This is a genomic window from Amycolatopsis sp. NPDC003861 (assembly GCF_053605405.1).
Map to the genome: position 1 here is coordinate 14,538 of NZ_JBSGJD010000064.1, position 25,509 is coordinate 40,046.

Annotated in this window: 20 protein-coding genes; 14 read left to right on the forward strand and 6 right to left on the reverse strand. The window is 72.4% G+C overall.

Features of this window, described 5'->3' with window-relative positions; translation table 11 throughout:
• Positions 1 to 95: 95 nt before the first annotated feature.
• Entirely contained in the window at positions 96 to 458 is a 363-nt protein-coding gene (locus ACWEVN_RS18140) for a DUF488 domain-containing protein (protein WP_452051987.1), read from the forward strand.
• A 26-nt stretch (positions 459 to 484) separates the two neighbouring features.
• Here ACWEVN_RS18140 and ACWEVN_RS18145 read toward each other — a convergent pair whose 3' ends face one another.
• Entirely contained in the window at positions 485 to 2,824 is a 2,340-nt protein-coding gene (locus tag ACWEVN_RS18145) for a glycoside hydrolase family 2 protein (RefSeq protein WP_452051988.1), read from the reverse strand.
• A 76-nt stretch (positions 2,825 to 2,900) separates the two neighbouring features.
• Positions 2,901 to 3,947 carry a LacI family DNA-binding transcriptional regulator gene (locus ACWEVN_RS18150; RefSeq protein ID WP_449682553.1) on the reverse strand — a complete coding sequence of 349 codons (1,047 nt, stop codon included), beginning with the start codon at positions 3,945 to 3,947 and terminating at the stop codon, positions 2,901 to 2,903.
• Positions 3,948 to 4,097: 150 nt separating this feature from the next.
• On the opposite strand from ACWEVN_RS18150, the gene ACWEVN_RS18155 reads away from it, so the two are divergent.
• The 11 genes from ACWEVN_RS18155 to ACWEVN_RS18205 all read left to right on the forward strand — a co-directional run bounded on the left by ACWEVN_RS18155 (position 4,098) and on the right by ACWEVN_RS18205 (position 19,501).
• On the forward strand, positions 4,098 to 5,615 hold the full coding sequence (locus tag ACWEVN_RS18155) for a sugar ABC transporter ATP-binding protein (RefSeq protein ID WP_452051989.1): 1,518 nt from the start codon (positions 4,098 to 4,100) through the stop codon (positions 5,613 to 5,615).
• Complete coding sequence (locus tag ACWEVN_RS18160; RefSeq protein ID WP_452051990.1) at positions 5,612 to 6,652, forward strand: ABC transporter permease; 1,041 nt, start codon at positions 5,612 to 5,614, stop codon at positions 6,650 to 6,652. The genes ACWEVN_RS18155 and ACWEVN_RS18160 overlap by 4 nt, the downstream gene beginning before the upstream one ends.
• A complete protein-coding gene (locus ACWEVN_RS18165) occupies positions 6,645 to 7,643 on the forward strand; it encodes an ABC transporter permease (RefSeq protein WP_452051991.1) in 999 nt (332 codons plus the stop codon). Before ACWEVN_RS18160 ends, ACWEVN_RS18165 begins: the two co-directional genes overlap by 8 nt.
• Positions 7,644 to 7,648: 5 nt before the next feature.
• Positions 7,649 to 8,725 carry a rhamnose ABC transporter substrate-binding protein gene (gene rhaS / locus ACWEVN_RS18170; RefSeq protein ID WP_452051992.1) on the forward strand — a complete coding sequence of 359 codons (1,077 nt, stop codon included), beginning with the start codon at positions 7,649 to 7,651 and terminating at the stop codon, positions 8,723 to 8,725.
• Positions 8,725 to 9,060 carry an L-rhamnose mutarotase gene (locus ACWEVN_RS18175; protein WP_310972820.1) on the forward strand — a complete coding sequence of 112 codons (336 nt, stop codon included), beginning with the start codon at positions 8,725 to 8,727 and terminating at the stop codon, positions 9,058 to 9,060. The genes rhaS and ACWEVN_RS18175 overlap by 1 nt, the downstream gene beginning before the upstream one ends.
• Before the next feature lie 5 nt (positions 9,061 to 9,065).
• Complete coding sequence (gene rhaI / locus ACWEVN_RS18180; RefSeq protein ID WP_452051993.1) at positions 9,066 to 10,232, forward strand: L-rhamnose isomerase; 1,167 nt, start codon at positions 9,066 to 9,068, stop codon at positions 10,230 to 10,232.
• A gap of 2 nt (positions 10,233 to 10,234) precedes the next feature.
• On the forward strand, positions 10,235 to 12,253 hold the full coding sequence (locus tag ACWEVN_RS18185; RefSeq protein WP_452051994.1) for a bifunctional aldolase/short-chain dehydrogenase: 2,019 nt from the start codon (positions 10,235 to 10,237) through the stop codon (positions 12,251 to 12,253).
• Positions 12,254 to 12,264: 11 nt separating this feature from the next.
• The gene (locus ACWEVN_RS18190) at positions 12,265 to 13,686 is read left to right on the forward strand and encodes an arabinose isomerase (protein WP_452051995.1); all 1,422 of its coding nucleotides are present in this window, start codon (positions 12,265 to 12,267) and stop codon (positions 13,684 to 13,686) included.
• Between the two features lie 44 nt (positions 13,687 to 13,730).
• Positions 13,731 to 15,092, forward strand: a complete 1,362-nt coding sequence (locus ACWEVN_RS18195; protein WP_452052003.1) for a rhamnulokinase — start codon at positions 13,731 to 13,733, stop codon at positions 15,090 to 15,092.
• A 37-nt stretch (positions 15,093 to 15,129) separates the two neighbouring features.
• Positions 15,130 to 16,161: a LacI family DNA-binding transcriptional regulator gene (locus ACWEVN_RS18200; protein ID WP_452051996.1), complete on the forward strand. Its 1,032-nt coding sequence runs from the start codon at positions 15,130 to 15,132 to the stop codon at positions 16,159 to 16,161.
• Between the two features lie 127 nt (positions 16,162 to 16,288).
• Positions 16,289 to 19,501 (forward strand): TIM-barrel domain-containing protein, encoded by a 3,213-nt coding sequence (locus ACWEVN_RS18205; RefSeq protein WP_452051997.1) that lies wholly within the window; start codon positions 16,289 to 16,291, stop codon positions 19,499 to 19,501.
• Positions 19,502 to 19,563: 62 nt separating this feature from the next.
• Here ACWEVN_RS18205 and ACWEVN_RS18210 read toward each other — a convergent pair whose 3' ends face one another.
• Positions 19,564 to 20,076 (reverse strand): DUF305 domain-containing protein, encoded by a 513-nt coding sequence (locus tag ACWEVN_RS18210; RefSeq protein WP_452051998.1) that lies wholly within the window; start codon positions 20,074 to 20,076, stop codon positions 19,564 to 19,566.
• Complete coding sequence (locus ACWEVN_RS18215; RefSeq protein WP_449682536.1) at positions 20,073 to 21,005, reverse strand: DUF1996 domain-containing protein; 933 nt, start codon at positions 21,003 to 21,005, stop codon at positions 20,073 to 20,075. Before ACWEVN_RS18215 ends, ACWEVN_RS18210 begins: the two co-directional genes overlap by 4 nt.
• A 215-nt stretch (positions 21,006 to 21,220) precedes the next feature.
• On the opposite strand from ACWEVN_RS18215, the gene ACWEVN_RS18220 reads away from it, so the two are divergent.
• A complete protein-coding gene (locus tag ACWEVN_RS18220) occupies positions 21,221 to 22,930 on the forward strand; it encodes a discoidin domain-containing protein (protein ID WP_452051999.1) in 1,710 nt (569 codons plus the stop codon).
• Here the strand turns inward: ACWEVN_RS18220 and ACWEVN_RS18225 are convergent.
• Both ACWEVN_RS18225 and ACWEVN_RS18230 read right to left on the reverse strand, forming a co-directional pair.
• On the reverse strand, positions 22,913 to 24,073 hold the full coding sequence (locus tag ACWEVN_RS18225) for a DUF4037 domain-containing protein (RefSeq protein ID WP_452052000.1): 1,161 nt from the start codon (positions 24,071 to 24,073) through the stop codon (positions 22,913 to 22,915). The genes ACWEVN_RS18220 and ACWEVN_RS18225 overlap by 18 nt on opposite strands.
• 5 nt (positions 24,074 to 24,078) lie before the next feature.
• Positions 24,079 to 24,429 (reverse strand): VOC family protein, encoded by a 351-nt coding sequence (locus tag ACWEVN_RS18230; RefSeq protein WP_452052001.1) that lies wholly within the window; start codon positions 24,427 to 24,429, stop codon positions 24,079 to 24,081.
• A gap of 76 nt (positions 24,430 to 24,505) precedes the next feature.
• Here ACWEVN_RS18230 and ACWEVN_RS18235 point away from each other — a divergent pair, with 76 nt between their 5' ends.
• Positions 24,506 to 25,312, forward strand: a complete 807-nt coding sequence (locus ACWEVN_RS18235; RefSeq protein ID WP_452052004.1) for a helix-turn-helix domain-containing protein — start codon at positions 24,506 to 24,508, stop codon at positions 25,310 to 25,312.
• The last annotated feature ends 197 nt before the right edge of the window (positions 25,313 to 25,509 follow it).

A 25,509-nucleotide genomic window follows, 5' to 3' on the forward strand; every position in this document is an offset into this window, starting at 1 on the left:
GTGGTGGCCCTTTGTCCGTTCGCTGCCCGGGGCAGCGGCCGCCCGATGCGGTAGCTCCGGTGGCGGCCCGCGTGCTCCCGACGCAGAATGCGCGCATGCAGCCGACGGTCGTCCGGGTGGCGCGCGTGGCCGACCCGGCCGGGCCCGCCGACGGCGTCCGCGTGCTCGTCGAACGGCTCTGGCCCCGCGGCACGGCCCGGACGGCGGTGGTCCTCGACGGCTGGTACCGCGGCCTGGCCCCGTCCGACGAGCTGCGCACCTGGTACGGCCACGATCCCGAGCGGTTCGCGGAGTTCGCCGAGCGTTACCGGGCAGAGCTGCGCGAGCCCGATCGGGTGGCGGCCTTGGATCGCCTCCGCGCGTTGGCCGGCGACGGCCCGGTGACCCTGCTGACGGCGAGCGGGTCCCCCTCGATCAGCCAGGCCGCCGTGCTGGCGGCGGTGCTCACCGGCGAGTGAGCCGTGTCGTCCGTCGGGGGACAGCCTCAGGGGCGCGTTCCGGTGGTCGCCACGCGGACCGTCGCCGTGGCCGAGCCGAGCTTCTCGTGGCGGGCCGTCAACGCGAGCGTCCCCGGCTGTCCCGCGAACGGCCGCAGCCACACCGCGGCCGCTCCGCCCGTCGCCCCGAGGTCGAGCTCCGGATCGCCGACCAGCTCACCCGGGCCGGTCAGCGTCAGCCGCACCCGGCCGGTCGTCCCCGCGCGCACGGTCCCGAAGCGGTCCACCGCCGCCACCACCACGCGGGTGGCGTCACTGCCGTCCGCGCGCAGCTCCGGATCGTCGGGCACGCAGCTGAGCACGTCCGACCCGCGATCCCCGCTGAACCGGCGGCTGAGGACCAGCCGCTCACCGACGTAGCCGTCGATGCGCAGCTGCGGCCGCCGTCCCTTCGGTACCACCAGGTCGACGGCGAACGGCGGGTACCGCAGGTGCGGGAACTCCGCGCGCCGGCTGCGGGCCGCGCCCACCGGCCGGTCGTCGAGGAACAGCAGCAGGCGGTCGCAGTTGGACCAGATCGTCACCCCCGCCCCGGGCCCGGCCGGCTGGGCCGTGAAGTCCCACGCGAAACCGGGTTCGACGACCGCGCGCACCCGCGGGTCGCCCTGCGAGGCGTAGAAGGCCGCGGCCGGCTTGGGAATCCGGAAGATGTCGGACACCCCGGCGTACTTCACCCCGTCGACCGACCGCTGCCAGGCCGACGGGTAGTCGAACGCGCACCAGGCGAGCAGCCCGCAGTAGCGGTCGTCGGCGGCGGCGAGGTCGTGGGCCTTCGCGTGCAGTTCCGCCTGCTGCCGGGCCGCCGGGAAGTCGCTGCGCCGGTAGGCCCGGGCCCCGGCGAGCGTGCCGATCGACTCCGTCACCAGGTACGGCACCCCCGGCCGCGGCGGGCGCAGCCGGAACGGCGCCCCGCGCCGGGCGGTGTAGTCGTTGTAGGCGAGGATTTCGACGTCGCTGCCGGCGAACCGCCCGAGCGTGGTGCTGGCCAGCGCGCCGCTCGTCGGCCGGGACGGGTCGAGCTGCCGCGCGAGCCGGCCGGTCCGCTGGTACATCGCGGTCGTGCCGTTCGCCTCGTTCACCCGCGTGCCCCACACGATGACGCTCGGGTGGTTGCGGTCGCGCACGACCATGCCTTCGACGTCCGCCAGGTTCCGCCGCTGCCAGGCGTCGTCCCCGACGTGGCCCCAGCCCGGGATCTCCTCCCAGACCAGCAGGCCGAGCTCGTCACAGGCGTCGAGGAACGCGCTCGACTGCGGGTAGTGCGAGCAGCGGACCATCGTGCAGTTCAGTTCGCGGCGCAGGATCTCGGCGTCCCGGCGCTGCACGCGGTCCGGCATCGCGCCGCCGGCGAAGGGGTACCACTGGTGGCGGTTGAGGCCGAACAGCTTGAGCCGCCGTCCGTTGAGGAAGAAGCCCTCGGTGGTGAACCGCGCGTCGCGGAAGCCGGTGCGCACGACCCGCTGGTCGAGGGCGCGCTTGCCGGACTGGACCGTCACCACGACGTCGCACAGGGCGGGATCCTCGACGTCCCAGAGCCGCACCGCCTCGAGCCCGCCGACGTCGAACTCGACCGTCTTCCCGCGGACCGCCGCGGAGGCGGTGGCGAGTTCGCGGCCCGTTTGCCGCACCGACGCGGTCACCTGCCCCACGACCGGCGCGTCCAGCGTGCACGTCAGGTGCAGCGACCGGCCGGGGGAGAGCACGTCGACGGGCCGGGCGAAGACGTCGGCCAGCCGGATCCGCGGCACCTCGCCGACCGTGGCCGGGCGGTAGATCCCGGCCGGCTGGTAGAAGTCGATCACCGACGGCCCGCCGCGCGGCAGGTTCGGCGGCACGTCCAGCGCCCACCGCCCGTCGACGACCACGGCGAGCACGTTGTCCCCGGTCACGACGTCCGGCAGGGCCACCTCGAAGGGCAGGTAGCCGCCTTCGTGGGTGGCGACGAGCCGGCCGTTGAGGTGCACCTCGGCGTTCGTCATGACGCCGTCGAAGCGGGCGGTGTGGCGGCCGGTCGCGGAGCCGGTGAAGTGCTTGCGGTAGACCCACCGGTCCTGCCAGGACGCCGGATCCCACCCGGTCCACGAAAGCGGCGTCACACAGTGGGGGAGCTGCACCGGCGAAAGGTCGATCTCGTCGAAGCCGAGCTCGGTGCAGCCGTCGTCGTACCGCCCGAACAGCCAGAAATCCCCCAGCCGCACGCTGTCCGGCCCGGACGCGGCATGCCCGGCCGACCCGGCGACAACGCCGAGCAACGCGGCACCACCGGCGGCGAGGAACCCACGCCGGGACAGCCGTGGCGGCGAGCCGGCCAGCTCGGTATCGGACACAGACGACCTCCGTGCTCGGGCTCCCCTGGGGTATCGCTTGTGGCCGGTAAGACGTCACAAACGATCAGCGGGTTGCTCAGCGCAGGGTCGAGGCGCGGACCACCAGCTCCGGGGTGAACACGACTTTCCGGTGTTCGTGGCCGGTTTCGGACGACTCCGCGAGCAGCAGCTCCACGGCCGTGCGGCCCAGGCGCCGCCTCGGCTGGCGGACCGAGGTCAACGGGACCGCGGCCGCCGCCGCGAATTCGATGTCGTCGTAGCCCACGATCGCCAGGTCGTGCGGGACGCTCATGCGGAGGTTCGCGCACGTCTGCAGCAGGCCGAGGGCGACCAGGTCGTTCGCGCAGAACGCCGCGGTCGGGCGGACCGACGCCGGGAGGCCCGCCAGGCGCTCGCCCGCGCCTCGGCCGTCCGCCACCGTCAGGGCCGTCGTCGTCAGGTCGACCAGGTGGTCCGGGCCGAGGCCGGCCGCCTCCAACGCGCGCAACGCGCCCTTCCGGCGGTCGCGGACCTGGCCGACCGACGTGTGGTTGCCGATGAAGGCGATCCGCTCGTGGCCCTGCTCGAGCAGGTGGCGCACGGCGATCTCGCCGCCGTAGACGTCGTCGACCGCGACCGAGCAGTGCGTCGTGCCTTCCGGCGTGCGGTCGACGACGACCACCGGCGTGCCGCGGCGCGCGATCTCGCCCAGCAGCGGGGCGTCCGGGTCGACCGGCGTGATGAGGACACCCTGGACGCGCTGCTGTTCCAGGCGCCCGAGGTAGGCCGCCTCCCGCGACGGCTGGTGCGCGCTGTTGCACAGGAAGAGGGACAGGTCGCCCTCGCCCGCAGCGTCTGCTGCGTCTTCCATGCCGGCCGCGACGTCGGTGAAGAACGGGTTGCTGCCGTCGAGCATCACGTAGGCCAGCACCCGGCTGCGCCCGGCCCGCAGCTGCCGCGCGGATTCGTTGCGCACGAAGCGGAGCTCGGCCATCGCGGCCTCGACCCGGGCCCGGGTCGCCGGGCTGACCCGGTCGGGCCGGTTGAGCACATTGGACACCGTGCCGAGGGAGACGCCGGCGGCTGCCGCGACTTCCTTCATGCCCGCCGCGCGGGGCTCGGCACCGGGCTCCCTGACCACCATCGCATCCCCCTCTTTGAAACGTAACATCACCGCGAAGGGCCTGGTGCAGACACGTTTGGCCACGCCTTCGCCGATGCATTGACTTCTCGTTCCGTCGCATAGTAGCTTCACCGCACCAGATTTGTGAAACCTTTCAATCCGGAGGTCGCGATGACGCGGCAGGACCCGGGCCGGGTGCCTCTGCTGGAGGTGCGCGGCGTGACGAAATCGTTCGGCGCGGTCGCGGCCGTCGCCGGCGTGAGCTTCGGGCTGCACGCCGGGGAGGCCCACGCGCTGGTCGGGGAGAACGGCGCCGGCAAATCCACGATCGTCAAGATGCTGGCCGGGGTGCACAAGCCCGACGACGGCACGCTGCTGCTCGACGGCGAGCCGGTCGGGTTCGGCTCGCCCGCCGACGCGAAGGCGGCCGGCATCGCGGTCATCTACCAGGAGCCCACCCTGTTCCCGGACCTGAGCGTCGCGGAGAACATCGTGATGGGCCGCCACCCGCGCAAGAGCCTCGGCCGGATCGACCGGGCGGCGATCCGCGCCGAGGCCGAGCGCCTGTTCGCCCGGCTCGGCGTCCGGATCGACCCCGCCCGGCCCGCCCGGGGGCTGTCGATCGCCGACCAGCAGATCGTCGAGATCGCCAAGGCGCTCGGCGCCGACGCCCGCGTGCTGGTGATGGACGAGCCGACCGCCGCGCTGACCCGGGTCGAGGTCGAGCGGCTCTTCGGCGTCGCCCGGACGCTGCGCCAGGAAGGCGCGGCGATCATGTTCATCTCCCACCGCTTCGAGGAGATCACCGAACTCTGCCAGCGCGTGACGATCATGCGCGACGGCAGGCACGTCTCCACCGACGCCCTGGAGGACGTCACCGTCGAGGAGATGGTGAAACGCATGGTCGGCCGCGACCTCGACGCGCTGTTCCCCAAACAGGACGTCGAACCCGGCGCGGTCGTGCTGGAGGTCGAGGGCCTGGCCCGCGAGGGCGTGTTCCGCGACATCTCCTTCTCGGTGCGCGCCGGGGAAATCGTCGCGTTCGCCGGGCTGGTCGGCTCCGGCCGCTCGGAGGTCGTCCAGGCCGTCTTCGGCGTCGACGAACGGGACGCCGGAGTCGTGACGGTGAGCGGCAAGAAGCTCAAACCGCACTCGTCGCGGGCCGCGATGGCCGCCGGGATGGCCCTCGTCCCCGAGGACCGGCGTCAGCAGGGCCTGATCATGGACCTGTCGATCGAGCGGAACGTGACGCTGCCGCGCTCGCGCGCCCTCTCCAAGCTCGGCTTCCTCACCGGGGCGAGCGAACGCCGGGAAGCCCGGCGCTGGACCGAACGCCTGCGCACCAAGTACCGGAGGCTCGGTGACCCGGTCGGGACGCTCTCGGGCGGCAATCAGCAGAAGGTCGTGCTGGCCAAGTGGCTGGCGATGGCGCCGAAGGTGCTGATCGTGGACGAGCCGACGCGCGGGATCGACGTCGGTACCAAGGCCGAGGTCCACCGGCTGATGTCCGCGCTGGCCGCCGAGGGCGTCGCGGTCGTCATGGTGTCGTCGGAACTGCCGGAGGTGCTGGGCATGGCCGACCGCGTGCTGGTGATGCGGGAAGGCCGGCTCGTGGCCGAGCTCCCGCGCGCCGAGGCGACCGAAGATTCGGTCATGTTCGCCGCGATGGGCCAGGGGGCCGCCGCATGACCGTCACCGAGGAGGCCCGCGTGACGAAGGAACCGGCCGTCCACTCGCGACGGTCGTGGACCGCGAACGTGCTGAAGGCCCGGGAATCCGGCATCGTGCTCGCCCTGATCGTGCTCGTCGCGTTCACCGCGACGCAGAACTCCCGGTTCCTGTCCGGGCAGAGCATCCGCGACATCCTGCTCGGCACGGCCATCCTGGCGGTGCTCGCCGTCGGGCAGGCGATCGTGATGATCACCCGCAACATCGACCTGTCGGTCGGCTCGGTGCTCGGCCTGGCGGCGTTCGCCGTCGGCACGCTGATGAAGGACAACCCCGGGCTGCCGGTGCTCGTCGCGATCCTCGCCGGGCTCGGCGTCGGCGCGGTGTGCGGGCTGGTCAACGGCGCCCTGGTGCGCTTCGGCCAGGTGCCCGCGCTGGTCGTCACCCTCGGCACGCTCTACGCCTACCGCGGGGTCAGCTACTTCTGGGCCGGCGGCCGGCAGATCAACGCCGACAAGCTGCCCGCGCCGTTCCTGGACTTCGGCACGGCGTCGATCCTCGGCGTGCCGTGGCTGGTCCTGATCGCGGTGCTGGTCCTGGTCGCCGCCGGGATCGTGCTGCGCAGCTACCGCGCCGGGCGCGAACTGTACGCGATGGGGTCGAGCCCGCAGGCCGCGCAGCTGGCCGGCATCCGCGTCGGCCGCAACACCAGCGCCGCGTTCCTGGTCAGCGGCGCCCTCGCGGGCCTGGCCGGGGTGCTGTTCGCCGCCCGGTTCGGCACCGTGGACGCGGCCGCCGGCACCGGCTACGAGCTCAACGTCGTCGCCGCGGCCGTGGTCGGCGGGGTCGCCGTGTTCGGCGGCAGCGGCTCGGTCTGGGGCGCGGGCCTCGGCGCGCTGCTGCTGACCGTGATCGGCAGCGCCCTGGCCGTGCTCGACATCAACCAGTTCTGGCAGCAGGCGATCGTCGGCGCGCTGATCCTGCTGGCCATCGGCGCCGACCGGCTGGTCGCCGTCCGGGTCGCCAAGGCACTGAAGAAGAGGGATTCCCATGTCTGACCCCGGGAACCGGCTCGCCCGGCTGCTCAGCTGGGACGCCGCCGTCGTGCTCGTGACGGTCATCGTGCTGATCGTCGCTTCGGGCGCGGTCGACAACTTCGGCACCAGCCGCAACTTCACCTTCCTGCTGCTCGACCTGCTCCCCATCGCGCTGGTCGCGCTGCCGATGACGTTCATCATCGTCACCGGCGAGATCGACCTTTCGGTGGCGAGCACGCTCGGCCTGACGTCGGCGGTGATGGGCTCCCTCTGGGACGCGGGCTTGACGATCGAGACGATCATCCCGCTCTGCATCCTGCTCGGCGCGGTCCTCGGCGCGCTGAACGGCTTCTTCGTCACCGTGCTGAAACTGCCGTCGCTGGCCGTCACCATCGGCACCCTGGCGCTCTACCGCGGGCTCGCGTTCGTGGTGCTGGGCGACAACGCGGTGGCCGACTTCCCGCGGGCCTACACGAGCTGGGTCACCGGGACGATCGGCGACGGCCCGGTCCCGAACGTGCTGCTCCCGCTGGTCGTCGTCGCGCTGGTCTTCGGCGTCGTGCTGCACGCGACCCCGATCGGCCGGGGCGTGTTCGCCGCCGGCGCGGGGGAGCAGGCGGCCCGGTTCGCCGGCATCCGCACCGGACGGCTCAAGTTCTGGCTCTACGTCGTGAGCGGCGCGGTCGCCGGCCTGGCCGGGGTGCTGTGGACGCTGCGGTACTCCAGCGCCCGCGCCGACAACGGGTTCGGCCTCGAGCTGGCCGTCGTGGCCGCCGTGCTGCTCGGCGGCGTGTCCATTTTCGGCGGCAAGGGCACCCTGCCGGGCGTGCTCGCCGGGGTGGTCCTGCTGGCCTCGCTGCAGAACGCCCTGCGCCTGCAGGACGTGTCCAACGAAGCTCTCAACATCGTGACCGGCGTGCTCCTGATCGTGTCGGTCCTGCTCCCCAACATCGTGACTTCGGCCCGCACGGCAGTGCGTCGCCGTCGGCAAGCGGTAACTCCGGAAAGGTGACGAAGATGTCCCGACGGTTCCTCACCGGCAGGCTCCTCACCGGCGCAGTGTCGGCCGGACTGGTGCTGGTCCTGGCCGCGTGCAGCGGCACGACGAAGAACGACAACGCCGGCTCCGGCGCCCAGCAGTCCACCGCCGCGGCCGACCCGAACGCCGCGGCGAAGGAGGGCGTCAAGATGGCGTTCCTGCCCAAGCAGCTCAACAACCCCTACAGCGACATCGAGGTCAGCGGCGGCAAGGAGGCCCTGGCCGAGCTGAAGGGCGAGTACAAGCTGGTCGGGCCGAACGACGCCAGCGCGTCGTCGCAGGTCAGTTACATCAACACGCTGATCCAGCAGCAGCAGGACGTCATCGGCATCGCCGCGAACGACCCGAACGCGGTGTGCCCGTCGCTCAACCAGGCCCGCGGCGCCGGCATCAAGATCGTCGCCTTCGACTCCGACGCCGCCAAGGACTGCCGCGACGTCTTCATCAACCAGGCCACCACCCAGGGCATCGGCGAGGCACTGGCCAAGCAGGCCAAGGACCTCTCCGGCGGCTCCGGCGAGATCGCGGTCCTGTCCGCGACGCCGAACGCCACCAACCAGAACGCCTGGATCGAGGTCCTCGAGAAGGAACTGGCCAAGCCGGAGTACGCGGGCCTGAAGCTGGACAAGATCGCCTACGGCAACGACGACGACCAGAAGTCGTTCCAGGAGGCCCAGGGCCTGCTGCAGTCGTTCCCGAACCTCAAGGTGATCGTCTCGCCGACCACCGTGGGCATCGCGGCGGCCGCGCGGTACGTCAGCTCGTCGAGCTACAAGGGCAAGGTCGCGGTGACCGGGCTCGGCACGCCGAACCAGATGCGCGCCTTCGTCAAGGACGGCACGGTGAAGCAGTTCGCGTTGTGGAACCCGGCCGACATCGGCTACCTCGCCGCCTACGCCGGCGTCGCGCTCAAGTCCGGCCAGATCACCGGCAAGCAGGGCGAGAAGTTCAAGGCGGGCAAGCTCGGCGACTACACGATCGGCGAGAACGGCGAGATCGTGCTCGGCCCGCCGACGACGTTCGACGCGAACAACATCGACAAGTTCAACTTCTGATGCCCCGGTACTGCTTCTGCCTCCAGGTCAAACCCGACCGCAAAGCCGAGTACGCCGAGCGGCACCGGGCGGTGTGGCCCGAGATGCGGCAGGCCCTGCACGACACCGGCTGGCGCAACTACTCGCTCTTCCTGCGCGAGGACGGCCTGCTGATCGGGTACGTCGAGGCGGACGACCTCGCCGCCGCGCAGGCCGCCATGGCGGAGACCGACGTCAACACCCGCTGGCAGGCGGAAATGGCGGAGTTCTTCACCGGCCTCGACGGCGGTCCGCCGGATGAAGGGTTCCAGCTGCTCGACGAGGTCTTCCACCTCGACGTCCGGGAAGGACAGTGATCGCCATGGGTGAGCTGGCAGCCGTCAAAGCGGCTTTGCGGGCGCAGCGCATCGAGACGCCGTCGTGGGCGTACGCGAACTCGGGCACCCGGTTCAAGGTGTTCCCGCAACCGGGTGTCCCGCGGACGCCGGAGGAGAAGATCGCCGACGCCGCGGTGGTGCACCGGCTCACCGGGGTGGCGCCGAGCGTGGCGCTGCACATCCCGTGGGATCGCGTGGACGACTACGCCGCCCTGACCGCGTACGCGCGGGACCTGGGTGTCGGGATCGGCGCCATCAACACGAACGTCTTCCAGGACGAGGACTACAAGCTCGGTTCGGTGACCAACCCGGACGCGGGCATCCGCCGCAAGGCGACCGACCACCTCCTGGAAGCCGTCGACATCATGGACGCGACCGGCTCGCGGGACCTGAAGCTGTGGTTTTCCGACGGGATCAACTACCCGGGTCAGGACGACCTCCGCGACCGGCAGGACCGGCTGGCGGAGGCGCTGCGCGAGACGTACGACCGGCTCGGCGAGCACCAGCGGATGCTGCTGGAGTACAAGCTGTTCGAGCCGGCCTTCTACGCGACCGACGTCCCGGACTGGGGCACGTCCTACGCCCACTGCATCGAGCTGGGGGAGCGGGCGACGGTGTGCATCGACACCGGCCACCACGCCCCGGGGACGAACATCGAGTTCATCGTGGCCTTCCTGCTGCGGGCCGGGAAACTGGGCGCGTTCGACTTCAACTCCCGCTTCTACGCCGACGACGACCTGATGGTCGGGGCGGCGGACCCGTTCCAGCTGTTCCGGATCATGTACGAGATCGTCCGCGCCGACGCCCTCGACCCGGCGTACGGGATCGCGTTCATGCTCGACCAGTGCCACAACATCGAGGCCAAGATCCCGGCGATCATCCGCTCGGTGATGAACGTCCAGGAAGCCACCGCGAAGGCGCTGCTGGTGGATCGCCCCGCACTGCGCTCGGCCCAGCAGGCGGGCAACGTCCTGGAAGCGAACGCCGTGCTGATGGACGCCTACAACACCGACGTCCGGCCGCTGCTGGCCGAGCTGCGCACCGAAGCCGGGCTCGACCCGGACCCGGTCGCGGCGTACCACCGCAGCGGGTACCAGGAGCAGATCGTGGCCGAGCGCGCCGGCGGCACGCAGGCCGGATGGGGAGCATGAGCATGACCGTGCCGGAGCAGCTCATCGCGCGCAGCAACGCGCTCGGGGCCGACCCGCGCAACACGAACTACGCCGGCGGCAACACCTCCGCCAAGGGCGCGGTGACCGACCCGGTCACCGGCTCGCCCACGGACGTGCTGTGGGTCAAGGGCTCCGGCGGCGACCTCGGCACGCTGACCGAGGCCGGGCTCGCGGTGCTGCGGCTGGACCGGCTGCGGTCCCTGGTCGACGTCTACCCGGGCGTCGAGCGCGAGGACGAGATGGTCGCCGCGTTCGACTACTGCCTGCACGGCCGCGGCGGGGCGGCGCCGTCGATCGACACCGCCATGCACGGTCTCGTGGAGGCCGCGCACGTCGACCACCTGCACCCGGACTCGGGCATCGCGCTGGCCACGGCGGCCGACGGCCCGGCCCTGACCAAGGAGTGCTTCGGCGACCGGGTCGCCTGGGTCGGCTGGCGGCGGCCCGGATTCCAGCTGGGCCTGGACATCGCCGCGGTCAAGGCGGCCAACCCCCAGGCCATCGGCGTCATCCTCGGCGGCCACGGCATCACTGCGTGGGGCGCCACCTCGGAGGAGTGCGAGCGCAACTCCCTGGAGATCATCCGCACGGCCGAGGAGTTCCTGGCGGCGCGGGGTGCGCCGGAGCCGTTCGGGCCGGTCGTCCCCGGCTTCGAAGCCCTCCCCGCGGCCGAACGCCGAGCGCGCGCCGCCGCCTTGGCGCCGGTGGTCCGCGGGCTGGCCTCGACCGACCAGCGGGTCGTCGGCCACTACACCGACAGCGACGTCGTGCTGGAGTTCCTGGCGCGGGAGAAGCTCCAGCCGCTGGCCGCGCTGGGCACGTCCTGCCCGGACCACTTCCTGCGCACCAAGGTCCGGCCGCTGGTGGTGGACCTGCCCGCGACCGCGCCCGTCGAGGACGTCGTCGCGCGGCTGAAGGAGTTGCACGCGGAGTACCGCGACGCCTACCGCGCCTACTACGAGCGGCACGCCGACGCCGATTCGCCCGCGATGCGCGGCGCCGATCCGGCCATCGTGCTCGTCCCCGGCGTCGGGATGTTCTCGTTCGGCAAGGACAAGCAGACCGCGCGGGTGGCCGGGGAGTTCTACGTCAACGCCATCAACGTCATGCGCGGCGCCGAAGCCGTCTCGACCTACGTGCCGATCGCGGAGAGCGAGAAGTTCCGGATCGAGTACTGGGCGCTGGAAGAGGCGAAGCTGCAGCGGATGCCGAAGCCGAGGCCCCTGGCCGGGCGGATCGCCCTGGTCACCGGGGCCGGCTCGGGCATCGGCAAGGCCATCGCCCGTCGGCTGGCGGCCGAGGGGGCGTGCGTCACGATCGCGGACCTCGACGGCGACGCGGCCGTGGAGGTCGCGGCGGAGATCGGCGGCACCGCCGTCACCGCCGACGTCACCGACGCCGCGGCGGTCCAGACGGCGATCGACGCCACAGTGCTGGCGTACGGCGGCATCGACCTGGTGGTCAACAACGCCGGGCTGTCCATCTCGAAGCCGTTGCTGGAAACCACCGAACGCGACTGGGACCTCCAGCACGACGTCATGGCCAAGGGCTCGTTCCTGGTGTCCCGGGCCGCGGCGAAGGCGATGGTCGCGCAGGGCATCGGCGGTGACATCGTCTACATCTCGTCGAAGAACTCGGTGTTCGCGGGCCCGAACAACGTCGCCTACGGCGCCGCGAAGGCCGACCAGGCCCACCAGGTCCGGCTCCTGGCCGCCGAACTCGGCGGGCACGGCATCCGGGTCAACGGCGTCAACCCCGACGGCGTCGTGCAGGGCTCCGGCATCTTCGCCGGAGGCTGGGGCGCCCAGCGGGCCGCGGTCTACGGCGTCGAGGAAGCGAAGCTCGGCGAGTTCTACGCCCAGCGGACCATCCTCAAGCGCGAGGTGCTGCCCGAGCACGTCGCCGCCGCGGTGTTCGCCCTCACCGCCGGCGAGCTCACCCACACCACCGGCCTGCACGTACCGGTGGACGCCGGGGTGGCCGCCGCGTTCCTGCGTTGACGAAAGGACCGATGACCGTGGATCGCCTCACCCCGCGCCGCACCCGCGTGGGCCTCGTGTCCGGTGGGCTCGGCGCGTACTGGCCGCAATTCCCGGCGCTCCTGCCGCAACTGGAGGCGTCGGCCCGGCGCGTTTCGGAACGACTGTCCGAACTGGACTGCGAAGTGGTCGACGCCGGGTTCGTCTCCGACGCGGTCGAAGGTGCCGCCGCGGCGGAGAAGCTGCGGGTGGCCGGGTGCGACCTGATCGTCGGCTTCCTGACGACGTACCTGACGTCGAGCATGCTGGCCCCGGTCGCGCAGCGCTCGGGCGCGCCGGTGCTGCTGCTGAACCTGCAGCCCACCGAGGCGATGGACCACGAGTCCTTCGACACCGGCGCGTGGCTGGCCTACTGCGGCGCCTGCCCGCTGCCGGAGATGGCGAACGCGTTCCGGCGTCTGGGCGTCGAATTCCGGTCGGTGTCCGGGTACCTCGAAGACGCGCGGGCCTGGACGCGGATCGAGCGCTGGATCAAGGCGGCCGGGGTGCGGGCGGCGCTGCGGCACGGCCGCCACGGGCTGCTCGGGCACCTCTACCCGGGCATGATGGACGTCTCGACCGACCCGACGCTGGTCTCGGCCCAGCTCGGCGGGCACGTCGAGATCCTGGAGGTCGACGACCTGCGGGTGCGCGTGGAGCAGGTCACCGAGTCCGAAACGAAGGACCGGGTCGAGCTGGCCCGCGATGTGTTCACAGTGGACGAGTCCGTTGTGGACGAAGACTTCGCGTGGGGCGCCCGGGTCTCGGTGGCCCTCGACCGGCTCGTCGAGGACTTCTCGCTGGATTCCCTGGCCTACTACCACCGCGGTCTCGACGGCGAGACGCACGAGCGGGTCGGCGCCGGATTCATCCTCGGCGCGTCTCTGCTCACCGCCCGCGGCATCCCGGCGGTCGGCGAGTACGAGCTGCGGACGTCGCTGGCCATGCTGGTCATGGACCGGCTCGGGGCCGGCGGCTCGTTCACCGAGCTGCAGGCGCTGAATTTCCGCGACCGGGTGGTCGAGATGGGCCACGACGGCCCGGCGCACCTCGGGATCAGCGCCCGCAAGCCGCTGCTGCGCGGCCTGGGCGTCTACCACGGCAAGCGCGGCTGGGGCGTCTCGGTCGAGTTCGACGTCAAGCACGGGCCGGTGACGCTGTGCGGGCTCGGCCAGCGCCGCGACGGGACGTTCACGCTCATCGCGGCGGAAGGCACGGTCGTGCCCGGCCCGCTGCTGCGGATCGGCAACACGACCTCCCGCGTCGACTTCGGCTGCGACCCGGGGGAGTGGACCGACGCCTGGGCCGCCAGCGGCATCGCCCACCACTGGGCGCTCGGCACCGGCCACCGCGTCGCCGAGCTGACGGCGGTCGCGGACCTGCTCGGCCTCGAGCTGACGGTGGTCCGCCCGTGAAGCGAGTCGCGGCCGTCGACCTCGGCGCGTCCAGCGGACGGGTGATGGCCGGGACCGCCGGGCCGTCCCGGCTGGCGGTGGCGGAGGTGCGGCGCTTCCCGAACGGCGGCGTCCGCGCGGGGCCGGTGCTGTACTGGGACATCCTGGGCCTGTACCGCGAGACCCTCGCCGGGATCCGCGAGGCCGGGCGCCTGGACGGCGTCGGCATCGACTCCTGGGCCGTGGATTACGGGCTCCTGGACGAGCGCGGCGCGCTCTTGGGCAACCCCGTGCACTACCGCGACTCGCGCACCGACGGCGTGCCGGCCGAGGTCTCGGCGAAGGTGCCCGCCCGCGAGCTCTACGACGTGACCGGGCTGCAGCAGCTGCCGTTCAACACGCTGTACCAGCTGCTGTCGGAAGGCGACCGCCTCTCGGCTGCCTCGACGATGCTGCTCATCCCGGACCTGCTGAACTACTGGCTCACGGGCTCGATCGGCGCCGAGCGCACGAACGCATCGACAACCCAGCTGTACGACGTCCGCGCGGGCGATTGGGCCACCTCACTGGCTTCGCGCGTCGGGATCCCGCCCCGCCTGCTGCCCCCGTTGCACGACCCCGGGACGGTGGTGGGTCCGGCGAAGGAGCTGGGCGGCATCCCGGTGGTGGCGGTGGGCTCCCACGACACGGCATCGGCGGTGGTCGCGGTTCCTGCTCTCCCCGGGACGAACTTCGCGTACATCTCGACGGGCACGTGGTCATTGGCGGGCTTGGAGCTGCCCGCGCCGGTCCTGAGCGACGAGGCGTTGGCGGCGAACTTCACGAATGAGGGAGGTGTCGACGGCACCGTCCGCTTCCTGCGCAACGTGATGGGCCTGTGGGTGCTGTCGGAAACGCTGCGCACGTGGTCGTGCCCGGACGAGCTGCCCGCGCTGCTGGCGGCCGCGGCGGCGGCACCCGCGTTGGCGGCGGTGGTGGACATCGACGCCCCGGCGTTCCTGCCCCCGGGCGACATGCCGGCGCGGATCGAGTCGGCCTGCCGGGCCACGCGCCAGCGCCCGCCGGCCGACCGGGCGGCGGTGGTCCGCTGCATCGTGGACAGCCTGGCCCTGGCCCACCGCCGCACGATCCGCACGGCGTCCCGCTTGACGGGCCGTCCCGTCGACGTCATCCACCTGGTCGGCGGCGGCGCCCGCAACGAGCTCCTGTGCCAGTCGACGGCGGACGCGTGCGGGGTTCCGGTCCTGGCCGGCCCGGTCGAGGCGGCGGCGCTGGGGAACGTGCTCGTCCAGGCCCGGGCGTTGGGGGAGGACCTCCCGGACCTGGCGGCGATGCGGGCGTTGGTGCGCGAGACGCAGGAAATCCGCCGCTACGAGCCGTCGGGCACCGCGAACTGGGCGGCGGCGGAGGCCCGGCTGGGCGGATGAGTGGGAGAGCGCTCTCACAGCGTGCTAGAAAGGACGGGTGACGACGCAGCCGCCCACCCTGGAGGACGTCGCGCGGGTTGCCGGGGTCTCGCGCGCCACGGTGTCGCGCGTGGTGAACAGCGTGCGCAACGTCGACCCGAAGCTGCGGGAGACGGTCGAACGCGCCATCGCCGACACCGGGTACGTGCCGAACCGGGCGGCGCGGTCGCTGGTCACCCGGCGCACCGGTGGGATCGCGCTCGTCGTGTCCGAGCCGGAGCGGCACGTCGAGGCGTTCACCGGCGGGGTGTTCGGCGACCCGTTCTTCGGCCGGGTCGTCGAAGGCGTGGTCGCGCACCTGCGCCCGCACGGGCTGCACCCGCTGCTGATGCTCGTCGACAGCGACGAAGAGCGCGAAAAGCTGGTGCCGAAGCTGCGTCAGGAACAGGTCAGCGGCGTCCTGCTGATCTCGCTGCACCCGGCGGAGGACCCGCTGCCGCGCATGCTGACCGGCGCGGGCGTCCCCACGGCGTTGTTCGCGCGGCCGGCCCGTCCGGCGCCGGTCTGCTACGTCGACGTCGCCCACCAGGACGGCGCCCGGCTCGCGGCCGAGAGGCTCGTTGCGCGCGGCTGCCGGCGCGTCGCCACGATCGCGGGCCCGGCGGGCACCCCCGCGGGGCAGGACAGGCTGGCCGGGTTCCGCGACGCGATGGCCCGCCACGGCCACGCGTACGTCGCGGTCGCCGAGGGCGACTTCACCGAGCGGGGCGGCGAACGCGCGATGGAGCACCTGCTCGCCGAGAACCCCGCGCTCGACGGGCTGTTCGTGGCCAACGACCTGATGGCCTACGGCGCGCTGACGGTGTTGCGCGAGGCGGGCAAGCGCGTCCCGGACGACGTGGCGGTGGTGGGCTTCGACGACAGCCCGGTCGCGCTCAGCTGCCGCCCCCGGCTCACGACGGTCCGCCAGCCGGTCGAAGAGATGGGCGCGGCGATGGCCCGGATGGTGCTCGACCGGATGGCCGATCCGGACCTGCGCGCGGAGTCGGTGATCTTCGACCCGCAACTCGTGGTCCGCGAATCTGCCTGAACGGGCCACCCGCTTGTCTGTCCGGGACAAGTTCCGCTCAGTGGTCTGGACATCGGCGGAGCTGTTGTGCTCAGCTTTCCAACGTTGTAACGCCGCCGAGTCCCCTTCACCGGAACGGAGTTCCGCCGTGCGGACCAGAACAGCGAGAACCATCCGGCGGGCTTGCGCGCTCGCCGTCACCGGGGCCGCCGTCGCCGCGGTGACCGTCGCGACGCCCGCCGTGGCCGGGCCCGCGCGGCAGACCGTCACCGCCGGCAACGCCCGCTTCCAGGTGCTGTCGCCGACCCTGATCCGCACCGAGTACGCGGGCGACGGCCGGTTCACCGACGCCGCCACCTTCAACGCCGTCGGCCGCGGTGCCTTCACGCCGACGTCCTACACCAGCACGGTGTCCGGCGGCGTCCTCACCATCCGGACGAGCGCGGCGACGCTGACCTACCGGCTCAACTCCGGCCCGTTCGACGGCGGCAACCTGGAGATCCGCACGAACACGGCGCTCGCGGCCCCTTGGCACCACCTGACCTGCGCGGTCGGCGCCCGCTGCGAGGCCGAGGACCTCACGGCCGACGGCCTCGGCGTCGCCACCGACCATTCCGGCTACACCGGCGAAGGCTTCCTCGCCGGCTTCGAGAGCACCGGCAACTCGGTGACGGCGGACGTCCTCGCGCCCACCGCCGGGACGTACACGCTCACCGCGCGCTACGCCAACGGCCAGGGCGGCGACAGCCAGCACGTCACCCGCACGCTCAGCGTGAGCGTCGACGGCGGCGCGGCGCAGAAGCTCACGCTGCCCGTGACGGCCGACTGGAACGCCTGGGGCCTGGCCTCGGTCCCGGTCACCCTCGGCGCCGGCCACCACAGCGTCCGGATCGAGCGGGCCGCCGCCGATTCCGGCAACGTCAACCTCGACGGCCTGGCCGTCCTGACCTCCGGAGCGGCCTTCCCGCCGGCGTCGGCGCGCGCGTTCTCCGGCTGCCCCACCGGGGTGAGCTGCGAGGCCGAAGCCGGGCTTCGCGCGGGTTCCGCCGTCGTCGCGACCGACCACACCGGGTACGCCGGGCGCGGGTTCGTCGCCGAGCTCAACCGCGGCTCGACGTTGACCCACCGCGTCGCCGACGTGGCCGCCGACGGCACGTACCTGCTGCACGTCCGCTACGCCAACGGCACCGGCGGCGACGGCCGGCACGAAACGCGGACCGCGGCCGTCACCGCGAACGGCGTCACGCGCACCCTGACCCTGCCGGTCACCGACAGCTGGGACGCGTGGAAGAGCGCGTCCGTGCCGGTGGACCTGAAGGCGGGCACGAACGACGTCGTCCTCGGCTGCCCCGAGGACACCAGCTGCCACGTCAACGTCGACACCGTCGCGGTGACGCCGTCCGGGGGCACGGCGCCGGCGCCGCACCTCGCGCTCGGCGGCTACCGGCGTGGCCTCGACGGCGTCAACGGCGACAACGGCGCGCCGTCGACCACCGAAGGGCTGCTGCACCAGGACGGCTGGTACCTGCTCGACGACACCCCCTCCGCGCTGTACGACACGCGCACGCGCGCGGTGACGCAGCGGCCGTCCCACGGCGGAAGCCCCTACCAGGACGGCTACCTCTTCGCCTTCGGCCACGACTACAAGGCCGGGCTGCGCGACCTGGCGACCCTGACCGGGCCGCCGCAGCTGCTGCCGCGCTGGGCCTACGGCGTCTGGTACTCCGAGTACATCGACCGCACCGCGGCCGACTACCGCGACAAGATCCTGCCGCGGTTCCGCAGCGAAGGCGTCCCGCTGGACGTGCTGGTCACCGACACCGACTTCAAGGCGCCGGACACCTGGAACGGCTGGCAGTTCGACACCACGAAGTTCCCCGACCCGGCCGGCTTCTTCGCCTGGTCGAAGGCCCAGGGTCTGCACAACAACCTCAACATCCACCCCAGCATCATGGGTTCGGACCCGCAGTTCGCCCGCGCCCAGGCCACGGCGAAGGGCAAGCTGGCGAAGTCGAACTGCGGCACCGACTGCTACGTCTTCGACTGGGGCGACCCGGACCAGCTCAAGGCCTACCTCGACCTGCACGCCGGGATGATGCAGCAGGGCAACGACTTCTGGTGGCTCGACTGGTGCTGCGACGCCTCGCGCTCCAGCCTGCCCGGCGTCACCCCGGACGCCTGGATCAACCAGCAGTACGCCGACCTCGCGGCCCCCGCGACCGGCCGCGGGTTCGTCATCTCGCGGGCGTACGGGTCGCTGCAGGCGGGCGGCTACGGCGGCCCGACCGGGCTGGCGACCGGCCCGTGGGCCGACAAGCGCAGCACGCTGCACTTCACCGGCGACACGTCCTCGACCTGGGGCACGCTGCGCCTGGAGGTCGGCATCACGCCGGCGGAGTCGGCCGCGACCGGCATGTCGGCGATCAGCCACGACATCGGCGGCCACAACGACACGACGGGCCTGCGCGGCAGCGAGACCTACACCTCCGGCGGCCAGCAGCGCCAGACCGTCAAGCTGCCGGACGACCTGTACGCGCGCTGGGTGCAGCTCGGCACGTTCCAGCCGATCGACCGCCTGCACAGCAACCACAGCGACCGCCTGCCCTGGCAGTACGGCGACGCGGCGAAGGCGTCGGCGACGAAGTTCCTGAACCTGCGGGAGAACCTGGTTCCCTACACGTACACGCTGGCCCAGGAAGCCGCGACGACCGGCGTGCCGGTGGTCCGGCCGACGTACCTGGAGTACCCGGAAGAGCCCGGCGCGTACGCGGCGGCCCAGAGCGAGTACTTCTACGGGCCGGACATGCTGGTCGCGCCGGTGACGTCCCCGGGCACGTCGGCGACGACGTCGGTCTGGTTCCCGCCTGGGCAGTGGACGGACTACTTCACCGGCAAGACCTACGCGGGCGGGACCACCCAGCAGGTCACGTCCGATCTGGGCACGATGCCGGTGTTCCTGCGCGCGGGCGGCATCACGGTGACCCGGACGGCCGACGTCGCCAACGACGTCCAGAACCCGCTGAACCGGGCGACGGTGACGGTGGCGCCCGGCGGCTCAGGGACGTTCTCGCTGTACGAGGACAACGGCGTGTCGTCGGCGCGCTCGGCGTCGACGAAGATCACCTACAGCGAGCGCGGCGGGGCGCACACGGTGACGGTGGCTCCCGCGCAGGGCTCGTTCCGGGCGGCACCCCGCGAGTGGACGGTCAAGTTCGTCGGCGTCGCGGCGGCTCCCAACCGGGTGAAGGTGGGCAGCGGCTGGGCGCCTTCGTCGGCGTGGAAGTGGGACGCGGCGACGAAGACGCTGACGGTGACCGCGCCGGCCCGGCCGGGGCACGGCCCGGTGAATGTCACGTACTGAGCCTCCGGCGGGCGGAGCCGGATATGCCGTCGAGGCCACGGATCACCGTGGTCTCGACGGCCTCAGGCCAGCAGCTGGGCTTCCTTCGCGGCCTCGGCCCCGACGTCCCGCGCCAGCTCGCGCGTCCGCGCGTCCGCGCCGTTGGCCTGTTCGCCGCCGGCCAGCACGACGAGCTGAGCGGCGTGCGCCCGCAACAGCGCGATCAGCCGCCGGTCGAACGCGGCATCCCGTTCGCTGCGCAACGCGACCAGGTCGGCCGCCGTGACCATGCCCGGCATCCGGTGTCCACTGTGGACATCGGATGCCGGTAGCCCGGCCCCGTCGCGGACGGCCCGGAGGCGGGCCAGCAACCGTTCCTGCGGGCCGGTGATCCGGTCGGCCGCCGACCGGACCCGCGTGCTCGCCGTGTGGTCCGGGGCCAGCCGGGCCGCCGCCAGTGCGTTCTCCGTCATCGGCACCACCAGCTGCAGCCAGGCCACGTCGGTCGGGTTGCCGGCCGCCGCGGGAGCGGGGCCGGTGGTGGTGGCGCAACCGCCCATGATCAGCGCCACCACCACCGCCCCCAGGACCTTCACGGACGGCCGGGCAGCCGGTAGTTCGGCCCGAGCACGCTGCCGCGATCGGGCTTGTACAGGTCGAACCCGCGCGGGTCGCACTGCAGGCCGCCGTTGATGCAGTGCTTCACCAGCGCCGCGAGCGTCTCGGGGTCCCACGCGTTGAAGAAGTCGTAGTGCCACGAGTACCCTCGTCCGCTGGCCAGGTGCACGCCGGACATGTCGCCGCTCACCGGGAACGCCATCTTGAACTCGAGCATCGGCACGGCCACCGGGTGATCGGCCGGGCACGTCAGCGTCGCCCGGTCCGGGTAGGCCAGGTGGCTCTTGTGGTCGGCCGAATCCAGGTGGACGCCGTCCCAGCAGCTTGGCGCCTGGTACCGGATGTTGAGCTGGCTGCCGGCCACGCACCGGACGGGGACGTCCCAGTTGTGGAAGCTGTCGCCGCATTCCCAGCCTTCGACCGCGCCGGGCGCGTGCTGGAACTCGTCCTGCGTCGCCGTGACGCTCCCGGCGACGTACCGCAGGCCGGGCGGGAACGGCACCACCTTCGTGTAGTCGAGGATGCCGGACTTGTAGTAGACGACCTGCGCGAAGTTCGGCAGCACCACCTGGTTGCCGTTGTAGACGGTCGGGAACCAGTACGCGGACAGGTCGTCCGGGGTCACGCAGGTCGTGTTGCCGACCCCCGCGGCCTGCAGGGATTGCAGGGTGGTGGCCGCGTTCGTGGTCTTGTTGCCGAGGAACGTGTGGTCGTGCGAGGCGCCGGGCAGCCCGGGGAAGACGATCGGGTCGTCCGGCTGGTGGTGGCTCGGGGAGCAGTTGACCTGGAACTCGTGGTGGGTCACCAGGTCGTCGGCCCCGGCGGGCGACCAGGTGGCCGCGGTCAGGAAGGCGCCTGCCAGCACGGTGGCGGCGGTGCAGGCGAGGAGCGCGGCTTTCGTTGCCAAGGGTCCTCCACGGTGAGGGTGCCAAGGATGGGAGAGCGCTCTCCCGCAGCATGCGCGCCCGGCCGCCGACCTGTCAAGAAGCACCCGGTTCCCCGACCGGACAGCCATTGTCGGGTTTAGGGGCGATCCTTGACAACGCCGGGTCGGCGGGCGAACCATCGGTCCCACCGGAGAGCGCTCTCCAAGCGCCGTCTGCCTGTCGTACGGGAGTCATCGTGGACCGACCGTCGCTCCGCCGCGCCGTCCTGCCGCTGGTGGTCCTGCTGGTGCTGGGCCTGCTCGCCGGCCCGTCGCCGGCGCACGCCGCCACCCTGCTTTCGCAAGGCAGGCCCGCGACCGCGTCGAGCACCGAAGGGGCGGGCACCCCGGCGTCGGCGGCCGTCGACGGCGATCCCGGCACCCGCTGGGCGAGCGCCTGGAGCGATCCGCAGTGGCTGCAGGTCGACCTCGGTGTTCCGGCCGACCTCAGCGAGGTCACCCTGAACTGGGAGGCCGCCTACGCGACCGGCTACGAAATCCAGGTCTCCGACGACGCCGGTACCTGGCGGACGGCCTACCGCACGACGACGGCGACCGGCGGGGTCCAGACTCTCGCCGTCAGCGGTCACGGCCGTTACGTCCGCCTCTACGGCACCCACCGCGTCGGCGGCTACGGCTACTCGCTGTGGGAGTTCCAGGTCAGCGGCACCCCGGCGGCGGGCTCCGGGGGCACGCGGGTGACCGGCACCCAAGGCAACTGGCAGCTGACGGTCGACGGAACACCGTGGATCGTGCGCGGCCTGACCTGGGGCCCGCCGGCCGGCGAAGCGGCGGCGCGGATGCCCGAGCTGCACGCGATCGGCGTCAACACGGTCCGCACCTGGGGCACCGACGCCACCTCCCGGCCGCTGTTCGATGCCGCGGCGGCCAACGGCATCAAGGTCGTGGCCGGGTTCTGGTTGCAACCCGGCGGCGGCCCGGGCAGCGGCGGCTGTGTCGACTACACGACGGACACCGCGTACCAGAACACGATGCTCGCCGAGATCCGGAACTGGGTGACCACCTACCGGACGCACCCCGGCGTGCTGCTGTGGAACGTCGGGAACGAGTCGATCCTCGGGATGCAGAACTGCTACTCCGGCACCCGGCTGGAGCAGAACCGGATCGCCTACACGCGCTTCGTCGACCAGGCCGCGCAGGCGATCCACGCGATCGACGCGAACCACCCGGTCACCTCGACCGACGCCTGGACCGGCGCGTGGCCGTACTACAAGGCGTACGCGTCGAACCTCGACCTGTACGCGGTGAACTCCTACGCCCACGTCTGCCAGGTGAAGCAGGACTGGCTCGCCGGTGGCTACACGAAGCCTTACCTCATCACCGAAACCGGTCCGCCCGGCGAGTGGGAGGTGCCGAACGATGGCAACGGCGTGCCGGCCGAGCCGTCCGACCAGCAGAAGCGCGACGGGTACGGCACCGCGTGGAACTGCGTGCTGGCCCACCCCGGCGTGGCGCTCGGAGCCACGCTCTTCCACTACGGTACCGAGGGCGACTTCGGCGGCGTCTGGTTCAACATCACCACGGGCGGCGAAAAGCGGCTGTCGTGGTACGCCGTCCGCAGGCTCTACAGTGGACAGACCGGCGGCAACACGCCGCCGGTGATCGCGTCGATGAACCTCAGCCGCAGCACCGGCGTCCCGGCGGGCGGCACCTTCACGGTGACGGCCGCGGTGTCCGATCCGGACGGTGACCCGATCGCCTACACCATGGGGTACAACAGCAAGTACCTGAACAACGCGTCGGGCCTGATCCCGGCGCCGTTCACCGGGAGCGGGACGTTCACCGTCACGGCGCCGCAGCAGCCGGGCGTGTGGAAGCTGTACCTCTACGCCCGGGACGGCCACGGCAACGTCGGCATCGAGACGCGCTCACTGCGGGTCGGCTGAGGCGAACACCGCCGTGGTCACGGCCCGAGCCGCGGTGCGGTCGCCGAGCAGATCGGTGTTGTCGGCGAACTGGTCGACGGCGCCGACGAGCGGACGGCCGCGCAGTTCGGCGTCGCCGATGCCGTCGGCGAGCGCTCGGCTGAAGCGGTCGGCGTGCAGGACCTCGAACGGCCGGTCGTGGTACGGGCGGGCGCGGGAGTCGACCGGCTCGGTGAGCCCGAGCCGGTTGTGGAGCCCGGCGACGGCGGTGTAGGCCGTGGCGAGGTGGGTTTCCCGGTCTCGCCAGGTTGTGGCGGCCAGGGCTCCGGCCAGCGCCGGAGTGATCGCGGCGGCGAACGGGAGCCGGGCGAACGCGCTGCCGAGCCACTTGCTGTACGGCGGGTAGCGGCGGTGCATCACCAGGCTCAGCCGCATGAGGTCGCGCACGAGGCGTGCGGCGACGACGGCCGAGCCGAGTTCGTCGCCGACTTCTCCGCACCGCCCGACGAAGGCCTCTTCCTGGGAGATCCGCTGCCACTGGGCGGCCAGGACGTAGCGCCAGACCTGGTCCGGGTACCAGGCGAGCCGCGAACGGACGGAGGCGAGTTCCCCGGCCGGGTCGTGGAACACCGCGCCGGCGGTGAGCTCGGCCAGGGTCTGCGTCGGGGTGGCGAGCCAGTCCCGGGTGGTGATCCTTTCGCGCGGATCGAAGCCGAGGTGTCCGGTGAGCCACTCGCCGAGGGTGGTCACCTCGACGCGGTGGAAGACCGGCCCGTCGGTGAGGGCCATGTGCCGGACGTGCGGGTTGTCGGTGGGGGCGAAGTTCGTGGGGTAGCCGTGGAACGCCTTGGGCAGCTTCCGGCTCAGCGCTTCGGCGACGTCCCGGCACGCATCCCGGTGGGTCAGGAACACCTGCAGACGCGGCCCCCATTCGTGATCGGCGGACCGGGCGGTGTCGAAGCCGAGGACTTCCGAGCCGGTGCCGATCCGCGCGGCCGTGTGGGGCAGGTCGCCGAGCAGCGGCCGCACCGCCTCCTCGTAGAAGCGGCGCGACAGGTCGAGTCCGGGGAGGAACGAGGGGGCCATGACCGGCATGGTGCCGCGCTCGGGCGAGGGCGGCGACCGGATTTCGCGGTGGTCCCCCGGGTGCCGGGGGACCACCACGGGCGTCACCCTTCGGAGAGGCAGAAGAGGTGCCCCTCGGGGTCCTGCAGGACGACCCAGTCGCCGCCGCCGGGCTGGAAGTCCGGCTTGGTGGCACCGAGCGCCAGGAACTCCCCGGTGGCGCCGGCGAGGTCGCCGACCCGGAGGTCGAGGTGGGCGTGCTTGGCGTCGTCCGGCCACGCGGGGCCGCGGTAGCCCGCGACGCGCTGGAAGCCGAGGCCGACCGGGCCGCCGCCGAGCTGGACGGTGTCGTCGTCTTGGTAAGTGACCTCCCAGCCGAGTGCCTTGCCGTAGAAGGCGGCGAGCGCGGCCGGATCGGCGCAGTCGAGGACGACGGTGGTGAGTTCTGCGGGCACGGATGGCTCCTTTCGTCGTGCGGCAGCCTGCCCGCCGTCCCGGGGTGCGGTCTTGAAGATCCTTGCGGGCCGGAAAGTGTCGTACCCCCGGCGTACAGTCCGGGGCGTGCGGGAAGCAGTCGAAGTCGTGGCCGGCGCCGGGTACTCGGTGAGCGTGGTCCGGTGCGCCGACGACCACACCGGCTGGTCGCCGGCGGAGGTGTCGTCCGGCCACCGGATGGTGCTCGTGCGCCGGGGCCGGTTCCGCCGCCGGGTCCGCGGACGGACGGCGGACGCCGACCCGACGGCGGCGTACCTGGCGGCCCCGGGCGACGAGGAGCGTTTCGCCCACCCGGCGGGCGGAGACGTCTGCACGTCGGTGGAGTTCGGGTCGCCGTTGTGGCACCGCCTGGCGGGAGAGAGGGAGGTGCCGCCGACGGTGTACGTGGACGGCGCGCTCGAGCTGGCCCACCGGCGCGTGGTGGCGTCGGCGGCCGACCCGGACTACGCGCTGGCGGAACAGCTGCTGGTGTTGGTGGGAGCGGCGATCGGGCACTCGTCGCGGCGGTCATCGCCGGACGACGGCGCGTGGGTGGCCCGAGCCCGCGAGGCGATCGTGGCGGACGACCCCTCGGCGGCAGGGTTGTTTTCGCTGGCGGAGTCGCTGGGGGTGTCGCCGTACCGGTTGAGCCGGGCGTTCCCGAGGGAGGTCGGGGTTTCGCTGACGCGGTATCGCAATCGGGTCCGGGTGGGTCGCGCGCTGGAGCGGTTGGAGGAGGGGGAGCAGGAGCTGGCGAGGCTGGCGGCCGAGCTGGGGTTCGCGGACCAGGCGCACTTGACCCGGACGGTTCGCGAGCACGCGGGAGCGCCACCGGGCGCGGTGCGCCGGCTGTTGGCGGGGTGAGGCCCGGGTTCGAGGACCGTGAGGTGAGGTGGTCGGGCGGGGTGAGGCCGGAGCGGGGAGATGCGCTCGGCGCGCTGGCGCGCGGCCGCCGGGCTCCCCGCAGCGGGCGGTCGCCGGGCCCCACAGCGCGTGGCCGCCGGGCTCACCACAGCGCGTGGCCGCCGGGCTCACCACAGCGCGCAGCCGCCGGGCCGCCA

Coding starts and splice junctions, on each gene's coding strand:
- ACWEVN_RS18160 (WP_452051990.1), top strand. CDS start 5,612: ATGACCGTCACCGAGGAGGCCCGCGTGACGAAGGAACCGGCCGTCCAC.
- ACWEVN_RS18140 (WP_452051987.1), top strand. CDS start 96: ATGCAGCCGACGGTCGTCCGGGTGGCGCGCGTGGCCGACCCGGCCGGG.
- ACWEVN_RS18165 (WP_452051991.1), top strand. CDS start 6,645: ATGTCTGACCCCGGGAACCGGCTCGCCCGGCTGCTCAGCTGGGACGCC.
- rhaS (WP_452051992.1), top strand. CDS start 7,649: ATGTCCCGACGGTTCCTCACCGGCAGGCTCCTCACCGGCGCAGTGTCG.
- ACWEVN_RS18190 (WP_452051995.1), top strand. CDS start 12,265: ATGACCGTGGATCGCCTCACCCCGCGCCGCACCCGCGTGGGCCTCGTG.
- ACWEVN_RS18185 (WP_452051994.1), top strand. CDS start 10,235: ATGACCGTGCCGGAGCAGCTCATCGCGCGCAGCAACGCGCTCGGGGCC.
- rhaI (WP_452051993.1), top strand. CDS start 9,066: ATGGGTGAGCTGGCAGCCGTCAAAGCGGCTTTGCGGGCGCAGCGCATC.
- ACWEVN_RS18155 (WP_452051989.1), top strand. CDS start 4,098: ATGACGCGGCAGGACCCGGGCCGGGTGCCTCTGCTGGAGGTGCGCGGC.
- ACWEVN_RS18195 (WP_452052003.1), top strand. CDS start 13,731: ATGGCCGGGACCGCCGGGCCGTCCCGGCTGGCGGTGGCGGAGGTGCGG.
- ACWEVN_RS18175 (WP_310972820.1), top strand. CDS start 8,725: ATGCCCCGGTACTGCTTCTGCCTCCAGGTCAAACCCGACCGCAAAGCC.
- ACWEVN_RS18150 (WP_449682553.1), bottom strand. CDS start 3,947: ATGGTGGTCAGGGAGCCCGGTGCCGAGCCCCGCGCGGCGGGCATGAAG.